Annotated in this window: 5 protein-coding genes and 1 pseudogene; 1 reads left to right on the forward strand and 5 read right to left on the reverse strand. The window is 67.2% G+C overall.

The genetic code is table 11. From position 1 onward, the window contains the following. The 5 genes and pseudogenes from AC1D15_RS11370 to AC1D15_RS11390 all read right to left on the reverse strand — a co-directional run. Window positions 1–2,507, reverse strand: a pseudogene (locus AC1D15_RS11370) (hypothetical protein); the annotation flags it as partial. After that, complete coding sequence (locus tag AC1D15_RS11375; RefSeq protein WP_477826050.1) at window positions 2,504–3,016, reverse strand: hypothetical protein; 513 nt, start codon at window positions 3,014–3,016, stop codon at window positions 2,504–2,506. The gene AC1D15_RS11375 and the pseudogene AC1D15_RS11370, both read right to left, overlap by 4 nt. A 10-nt stretch (window positions 3,017–3,026) precedes the next feature. Then, complete coding sequence (locus tag AC1D15_RS11380; RefSeq protein WP_477826051.1) at window positions 3,027–6,077, reverse strand: hypothetical protein; 3,051 nt, start codon at window positions 6,075–6,077, stop codon at window positions 3,027–3,029. Further along, complete coding sequence (locus tag AC1D15_RS11385; RefSeq protein ID WP_477826052.1) at window positions 6,058–6,828, reverse strand: hypothetical protein; 771 nt, start codon at window positions 6,826–6,828, stop codon at window positions 6,058–6,060. Before AC1D15_RS11385 ends, AC1D15_RS11380 begins: the two co-directional genes overlap by 20 nt. Before the next feature lie 11 nt (window positions 6,829–6,839). Then, on the reverse strand, window positions 6,840–7,286 hold the full coding sequence (locus tag AC1D15_RS11390; protein ID WP_477826053.1) for a hypothetical protein: 447 nt from the start codon (window positions 7,284–7,286) through the stop codon (window positions 6,840–6,842). A 162-nt stretch (window positions 7,287–7,448) separates the two neighbouring features. Between AC1D15_RS11390 and AC1D15_RS11395 the strand changes: the two genes are divergently transcribed. Continuing rightward, window positions 7,449–7,985: a pyridoxamine 5'-phosphate oxidase family protein gene (locus AC1D15_RS11395; RefSeq protein WP_477826054.1), complete on the forward strand. Its 537-nt coding sequence runs from the start codon at window positions 7,449–7,451 to the stop codon at window positions 7,983–7,985. The last annotated feature ends 220 nt before the right edge of the window (window positions 7,986–8,205 follow it).

Here is an 8,205-nt window from a genome sequence, read left to right on the forward strand (position 1 = left end):
TTGCCACCGGTCCCGTCCGCGTAGCCGAAGTTGGATGCAAGTCCGGCGAGCGTGCTCACTTCGCCGTCCGATGAGATCTTCCGTATCGTGTGATTCTCTTCGTCGGCGACATACACGTTGTAGTGCGAGTCGACCGCTACRCCGTTGGGCCGGCGAAACCGCGCGTCCGTCCCGAAGCCGTCCGCGCTTCCACGCGTGACCAGCCTGCCGGCCAGCGTGCTGACGTCGCCCTGGGGTGTGATCTTTCGAATGATCTCGTTGAAGGCATCGGCGAGGTAGACGTTGCCGTCCTTGTCGACGGCCAGACCGCGTGGTTCCTGGAAACTGCCGTCGCTGCTGCCTTGCCCGTCGGCGAAGAACGTCGAAGTGCCGTCCGGGTTCACCTTGCAAACCTCGTAGCCGCCGAGGTTCGAGATGTACAGGTTGTCGGCGCTGTCAACCGCGATGCCAGAAGGATTCGACAGGCTGTTCGACCCGCAGGAGCTGATCGCCAGTGTCGTCACCACGCCTTGCGGCGTCACCTTTCGGATCGCGTTGTTCAAGCTGTCGGCCACGTACACGTTGCCATGGGTGTCCAACGCGAGGTCGGCAGGGCCGCTGAATCGGGCGCCTGCTCCGACGCCATCGGCGTTGCCGAGCGCTCCTGGTGATCCTGCGAGCGTGCTGACCAGCCCGTCGCGCGTGATCTTGCGGATCGTGCTGCTGCCGTCGGTCACGAACACGTTTCCGATCGCATCGGCAGCGATGCCTTGCGGCGCGTAGAACCGTGCAGCCAGGCCGAGGCCGTCGGCGGTGCCGGATTTGCCGGGCGAGCCGGCCAGCGTTTGCACCGCTCCTTCTGGCGAGATCTTGCGGATGGTGTGGTTGTGGTTGTCCGCCACGTAGATGTTTCCATCACCGTCGACCGCCACCCGCCACGGGTTGTCGAACCTGGCGTTGGAGGCCCAGCCGTCGCAGTTGCCGCTGCCTCCGGCGCTGCCGGCGAGCAGGGTCAATTGCCCGGCCTTGGCGGCGCCGGCAGACTGCGTGCTCAGCTGGGACGGCAGGGACGGCGACCCCCAGATGGACACGGCGGTGCAGATGCCGGCACTCAGCGCGTTCGCGACGCCGCTGTCATACGCCGCTTGCGCCACCGCCGCCGATGCGTTGAAGCCGCCATCGTCCTTGATGTCCTCCGTCAACTGCCGCGCGAAGGACAGCGCCGGCGATGCCAGTGACGAGTCGAACAGCGTTCCTGCGATCGGCAGCGCGGCCATCACGGCGCCGTAGCGGCCGGCCCAGGTGTTGGTGAGGGCGCCGCGTCCTGACGTGCTGGACAGCGGAATCATGAAGTTGCTGACGTCGGTGGTCTGGTAGGCGCTCGGCAGCTTGGCGTTCAATTGCGCCAGCATCAACGTGTTGGCCTGCTGCATGGCCACCTGTGTGAGCGCGKCCTGCGATCCGAACTGTCGCAGCGCCCACTGGTAGGCGGCTTCGGTCATCGGGTTGGCGCTGATGTGGTGCGTCAGCTGCGGAACCATCACATGCAGCTTCTGGCCCTGCAGCGCCAGCCAGGAGCGTTTGGCTTCGTCGAAGTACATGCCGTTGCCGCTGCCGTCGTCCCCGAACTCGACGATGAACGGACCCGTGTATGCGCGGGGGTAGAGCGACACCAGGAAGTCCTCGCTGAGTTCCGCGCTGCCCAGCAACTGACCGTCCGGCTTGTAGACGGTGGCACGCGCATTGCGCATCGCCGACAAGCCGGGGCCTGCCGAGCCGGAGCCCCCGTCTCCGGCGCCGACCCCGCTGCCGTCGCCGCTGTCGCCACCGCAGTTGCCGCCGCACGCATCGCCGCCGCTGACCACGATGAACTCGACCGCGACCGACAGCGTGACGGCGCGGCTGACGACGCTGCCTCCGGCGTTGCTCACGGTGACGCGGAACGACTTGCCGTTGTCCGATTCAAGTGCCGGCGAGAGGATCAGCGTGTATGCATTGCCGTTGGGCACGTCGCTCCAATGGGTTCCATCGGGGCTCGACTCCCAGCGGTACGACGGCGACGTGCCGGCGGCGGCCACCGTGAAGACGGCGTCCAGCCCCGCGTTGGCGGTGACGTTGGCCGGCTCGACGGTGATGCTCGCGGGCACGACGGAGGTCGTCACCGTCAGGGTGACCGGCCTGCTCGTGATGGACGAGCTGGCGTCCGACACCACCACACGCAGCTGCAGGTTGTTCTGCGCCAGGTTGGCGCCGAAGGTGTAGGCGGACGAGGTGGCTCCGGCGATGTCGACCCACGATCCGCCTTCGAGACGCTGCCACTGGTAGCGCTGGGCGCTGTTCGCGATCACGCCGAAGCTGGCCGTCGTGCCGTCGAGCACGCTCTGGTCGACCGGCTGCGACACGATGCTCAAGGGCACTGTGTCGTTGCCGCCCCCGCCACCGCCCGAGCCGATGATCGACGCGATGCCGAGGACGAAGAGGGCGGCGATGGCCACGCCGCGTGCCGCGATCGAGGTGAGTGCAGTCATGGCGGAGTCCGGGTGACAGGAGGGGGGCGAAGCCTTGCGAAGGCGAAGGCGAGCGCCGCGAGCGCACCGATCCAGCAGGCCGCGAGGTCGCAGGGATCGAAGGTGCCGCGTACGAGGTAGGCGGCGACACGGTTGGGCAGCAGCCAGCTCGCGTGCGTCTGATTCAGAAGCACGACGGCCGGCGGCCATACCATCGGGTGCTGAAGAACTTCAAAAGCGGAGTCGATGATCGCCCATGCGCCACACGCGGCGATGTGCATCGTGCGACTCGCAGGCAGCAGCAGGCAGGTCAGCAGGCTGGTCGCGAAAGCATGCGCGAGGCTCGGCAGGCTGCCGCCGAGCACCCCCAGGTGCGATGCGGATCCGTCCGCGATGCGCAGCATCGCGGGCAGCAGCGGTGCACTGCCGCGCGGACGATCCAGTGCGTAGACCGCGACCGCCAATGCGAATGCTGCAAATACGGCCAGCAGGGCTGCGTAGCGCGACGATGGGCTGTGCGGAATGTTCAAGCGGCATCCCTCATAGCTTCGCCAGAACGTTGTCCGGCATGAACGGTGGGAGACGAGATACCGGTGTCTGGGTTTTGCCGGTGAGCGCGGGGACCTTGCGGCTCATGTACAAGTCGAAACCCTTGTAGGTGATGCTGCGCTCGTTCAACAGGTCCGCTGCACCGCGCAGGCCGGTCAGGATGGCGGACGTGAAGGCGCCGTTTCCCAAGGCCGTGTTCTCCTGCGCAGGGGGCGCGCCGGAGGACGCCGCGAAGACAGCCAGGCTGCGTTCGCCGACCTGTTCGATGAACCGGACGAAGCCGCTGTCATAGCGGCCCGCGGGGCCCAGGACTCTGGAGGCACGGCAGGTGTCAACGAACAGCACCACGTGCCCGGGCAACTGGTTGAGTGCCTCGCGCAATGCCGTGTCATCGAGCGCCGGACCGCCGTCGCCGCCATCGGCCGTGGTGAACAGGTAGCTGCCGTCGCTGCGTGTCTGCCCGTGTCCCGCCAGGAATACGATGAAGTTGTCGTGTTTGGTGCCGGCATGCGCCAGCCAGGCCAGCGCCGATCGCACGTTGCTGGCGGTGGCATGAGCATCCAGCAGGCAACCTGCGATCACGTTTTCGTACAGCCGTCCTTCCTGCAGCCGAATGACCGAAACGAAGTCGGTCGCGTCCTTGGACGCGAATTGCAAGGGCTCCCGATTCCTTGCCCGGCCGGCGCCGATGGCCAGCACGAACAGCCGCTTCAGGCCCGCTGAGTTGGGCGCGCGTGATGCCGCGGTGGGGTTGTCGCCGCAAAGGGGCGTTGCCTCGGAGGGGGAGAGTGCGATGGGCGACGGCTCGGCCGCCAGCGCAGGCGCTGCAGCCTTCGTTTCGACGGTTCGACCTGGCCGCAGCTCCAGGTCGAGACGTTCCGAGTAGCCGTTCCCATCGCGCGCGGCAAGGTACAGCGCGGTGGCCGATGCCGGTACGTGAAGCCGCAGTTGCACCGAACGGTCGCCATCTGGTCCGCGAGCGGCTTCCACGGCAACGACGTTCTCCCTGCGTCCATCGACGCGTGCCTCGTACCGGATCGGACCACTGTCCGCCTGTGCTCGTACCACCAGGGCGATCTGGACCTCGACCTCGGTTTCGGCCGGGGCATCGGGCAGGTCGATCGAGCGGACCGGCGAGCGCAGCGTCGGCGGCATCTGCGCCACCCGGACTGGGGCTGCAAGGGGCGCAGCAGTCGTGCCGTCGGCGGCGATCTCTCGTTCCTGCTCCCGGGCAGCCAGCTGACGATCCAGCGTCTGCAACAGCAGGTCGATGTAGCGAGGCCGATGAAAGCGCTCGCGCAGACGAGCGGCGGGAAAATAGTCGGCCGCCGTACCGCTCTGACGGTTGAAGACCCAGCCGACCAGCCGATCGGCGCCCACTGACGCGTCGTAGTACCCGTCCGGCGACCAGACGATCCATCGGCGGTCGCGCAGCATCAGCACGGTCAGCAGTTCCTCGCCGTCGGTCGCCCGCAGCAGGCGCACCGTGCCGTCCAGCATCGCCACGCAGATGAGCTTGCCGCCGCGGCTGATGTTGACCGCACGCACTTCGGTGTGCATGGCCTTGCGCCACACCGGTGTCCCGCCGGGACCCAGCCGGTACAGCGCTTGGCTGGTGCCGAGCAAGGCGTCCCCGCCCGTCGCGAACAGGGCGGTCGCGCGAGACATCTCGTCCGCTGCCATGGGAATGCGCACCCCGTTGACCTGCGGATTGCGGTGGTTCTCCCAGTCGGAGGGCGCGTCCAGCATCGAGCGCCGCAGCAGCGGCGGGTTCAGCCCGGGGCCAGCATCGCCGCTGCGAATCAGACGTGTCGCGAGATCGAAGGTCACGCGATCGCGGCCGCCGTCAAGAGCCCAGCTGAGGGTCGAACCCTCCTCGCTGGCGAGCAGGTTACGCGCACCGTCCAGGTCGGGCAGCTCGGGCGGAGTCAGGGTTCCGCGACCTGCGCCGATGTCGAGCGTTCCCCAGGATCCATTGGCGCTGGCGAAGGCCAGGCGCCCTCCGGGCAGTGTCAGCAGGTCGGTGATGGTCGAGGGTGCGCCGGTCTCGATCTCGGCGCCTGTACGGTCACCGGGTTCGAAGACCACCAGCCGTGCATTGCGCCGTTCGAACGGATAGGAACCGGCCGCGTAGACGAATCGGCCATCGGGTGACCACGCCACGCTCAGCAAGGTGTCGCGTCCGAGTCGGGTGGGTGTCGGTCCCGCCGTGATCCGGCCGTTGGCCCAGTCCACGACATCCGGCCCCTTGCCGGGCAGCACATAGCCGATGGCAAGCAAGGTTCCCGAGGGCGAGAAGGCGAGCGAAGCCGGCTGGGCGGGCAGGTCGCGGCGGGTCTTTGCAGCGTAGTGCTGACCCTTGCCGTCGTATGACTGGGTGTAGACGCGCAGCGAGCCATCCAGGCTTGCGGCGGCCATGAGCCCGGGCGCCACGGCCACGCCATAGACGCTGTCGCCGAATTCGTCGACGAAGACCTGCTTACCCTCGGTATCGAAGGCCCGCAGGCCGCCGCGTCCTGCGAAGCCCGCGACGAGCAGACTGCCGTCGGGGCTCCACACCAGGCGCTTGACGTCTGCAGCGGGTGTGTCGATGCGCCGGATCGGCTCTCCGGAGCGGCTGTCGTACACCAGGATGAAGTGGCCTGTGCCGGTCGGCGCTGTTTCTGAACCGAAGCGGTTTCCGCCGATCGCGACCCACGGTCGCTTCGGATGCAGCGCCACGCCGTACACCCGACCGGCATCGGCGTGCCCGACCGGCGGGCGCAGCACGCGCTGCAGCTTGCCGGTCGACAGCGTCCACAGGCGCGCGGTCTTGTCGTCTGCACCGGTGACGACGAGGTCGCGCCTGTCATCGACAGCCAGCCGCCGAACGGCACCTGCATGACCTTCCAACTCGACTTGCAGGAAGCCGGCCTGCCCTGCGTCAGCCGCGCTCGGCGTAGCAGGCTGCGCGATGGCGGCCATGCTGATGAACCACAGCGCACCGAGCAGGCCGAAGGCTCGGCCCGGTGCCGCCCGTCGGCTATTGCCCTGTGCGTCCATTGAGCAACCCAGCGATCGAGGCGACGGTCGATGCGGCAGCGGCCGCCCACGCGCCAATGCGTTTCATCTGCCGAATCTGAACGGCGGCAGGCTGGTCGTCGGCACTGCAGGGCAGGAACCAGCGCTGGATCCAGTGGTCTGCTGGTTCGGAAGTGGGCGATTCGCTCCAGCGCATCGCCTGCGCTGCAAAGAAGCCGCCCAGCATGGCCAGTGCAATCGTGGTGACAAATCGGAGAGCCTCACGCCAATCGGTCGGGGAATGAGGGGCCAGTTCGAGCGGGGCGTCACCGACTGCCCAGGTGTGGAGGCCGGTTACCGCGGTCGTCAACCACACGGACAGGAAGGCGGTCGCGGCAATGCTCAGCAGGGTCAGGCCTGCTTGCCGCGCCGCGAGGCGGATGCCCAGCGAATAACCCGAGACCAGCGAGGCAGCCGCTGCGGCCGCGTACAGGTAGACGTCGGAGGTGTCATAGACCAGGACGAGCGATACCTCTGCCAGCAGGATGGCCACGATGGTCCAGCCGCAGCGGCTGAGCAGCCGGCGGGCCAGCGGCTCGGCGCGGCATGGTGCGATGGCTGCGGCATACGGCGCGAGCGACCGGACCGACTCCAGTTCGTGGCGCAATTCGCGCAGCAGGTCGACATCGCGGCCACAGGCGCTGCAGGCACGCGACTCGCCGGTCTTGGAGTGACAGTATGGGCACAGGTCCGCATCCGGCCAGCGGGCGAGCAGCGATCGTCCCGTACTCATCGCCCGGTTCCTCAAGGCCGCACCGTCAACGCGAGTTTGCGGACGCCATCGTGCAGCTGGTCGTCGCTGACGCTGATCAGGATTTCGTGCTGGCCGGGCGGAACGACCACCTCCTGGATATCGAGTCGTGAAGCGGTCAGGAAGGGCTTGACACGCTCCGTCAGGTTGACCGGCGGCTGGCGCGAGTAGACGAGGTTCACGCTGCCCGGATCGATCTTGGCATCGCCATGGGCGCGGAACGCGATCCTCAGGCGAAAGGGCGACTTCACCGGCTCCCCTGCCTTCGGTGACAGCACCTCGATGGTCGGTGGCAGCGTGACGCCTGACCTCGCGGTCAGTGTCGTGGACGGGAGGGCCGCTTCTTCCTTCGTGATCAGAATGAGCGGCGCGGCGGCGACGCTCCATGCCGACATCGACAGTCCTGCGGCAAGGGCCCTCAACAGCGGGCTTTTCAGCATGTGGCCTCCACTCGCTCTTCGCATTCGAGACCGGAAAATGCTATGGGAGTGCGGCAAGGTCCGCACCCTCACTACTAACTATGGACCGTCGGACACGGCTGACGTGAACTCGGCATGCACCCCGGCTGACAGCGCGCGAGTTGAACGGGACGATGCAGCCCCATGGACTCCATCAACCAGCAACAACCCGAGCAGAACCGCCAGGACCTGCAGGCCGCCGACGCCATCGCCCGTATCCGCGCGGTGGTCGACAAGAATTCATCGTGCTTCTTCTGCACCGCAAGCCGCATCGGCGACGCGGTCGCGGCAAGGCCGATGAGCGTGCAACAGACAGATGAGCGCGGCCACCTGTGGTTCCTCAGCGCGAATGACAGCCACAAGAATGCCGAGATCGCGGCCGACCCGCAGGTCACGCTGTACTTTCAGGCATCGAAGCACTCCGACTTCCTGCAGCTGCGAGGCCGCGCGACCGTCTCGACCGACAAGGCGAAGATCCAGGAACTGTGGGCCGCACCGATCAAGACCTGGTTCACCGGCGGCATCGACGATCCGCGCATCACCGTCATCGAGTTCGTACCGACCGATGGCTACTACTGGGACAACAAGCACGGCGACGCCATCGCCGGCCTGAAGATCCTGATCGGCGCGGCCGTGGGCAAGACGCTCGACGACTCGATCGAGGGGCGCGTCAGCTTGTAGCTACACACCTGCTCACATCCCCGCCGTTGCCAGTTGGAACCAGTTCCATAACACTGCCGCGACGCAGGCAATGACCTGCCAACCAGGGGACGGACGATGCGCAGGATTCACCTGAAGTGGAATGCCGCCGGCGTGGCCGCGGCGATCAGCCTGATCGGCACGCTGGCAGCGTGCGGCGGCAGCGAGAGCGGTACGGCGGATGCGCCGGCAGCTGATGCGC

The sequence above is a fragment of the Rhizobacter sp. P2_H2 genome, from assembly GCF_056403375.1.

Coding starts and splice junctions, on each gene's coding strand:
- AC1D15_RS11380 (WP_477826051.1), bottom strand. CDS start 6,077: ATGGACGCACAGGGCAATAGCCGACGGGCGGCACCGGGCCGAGCCTTC.
- AC1D15_RS11385 (WP_477826052.1), bottom strand. CDS start 6,828: ATGAGTACGGGACGATCGCTGCTCGCCCGCTGGCCGGATGCGGACCTG.
- AC1D15_RS11395 (WP_477826054.1), top strand. CDS start 7,449: ATGGACTCCATCAACCAGCAACAACCCGAGCAGAACCGCCAGGACCTG.
- AC1D15_RS11390 (WP_477826053.1), bottom strand. CDS start 7,286: ATGCTGAAAAGCCCGCTGTTGAGGGCCCTTGCCGCAGGACTGTCGATG.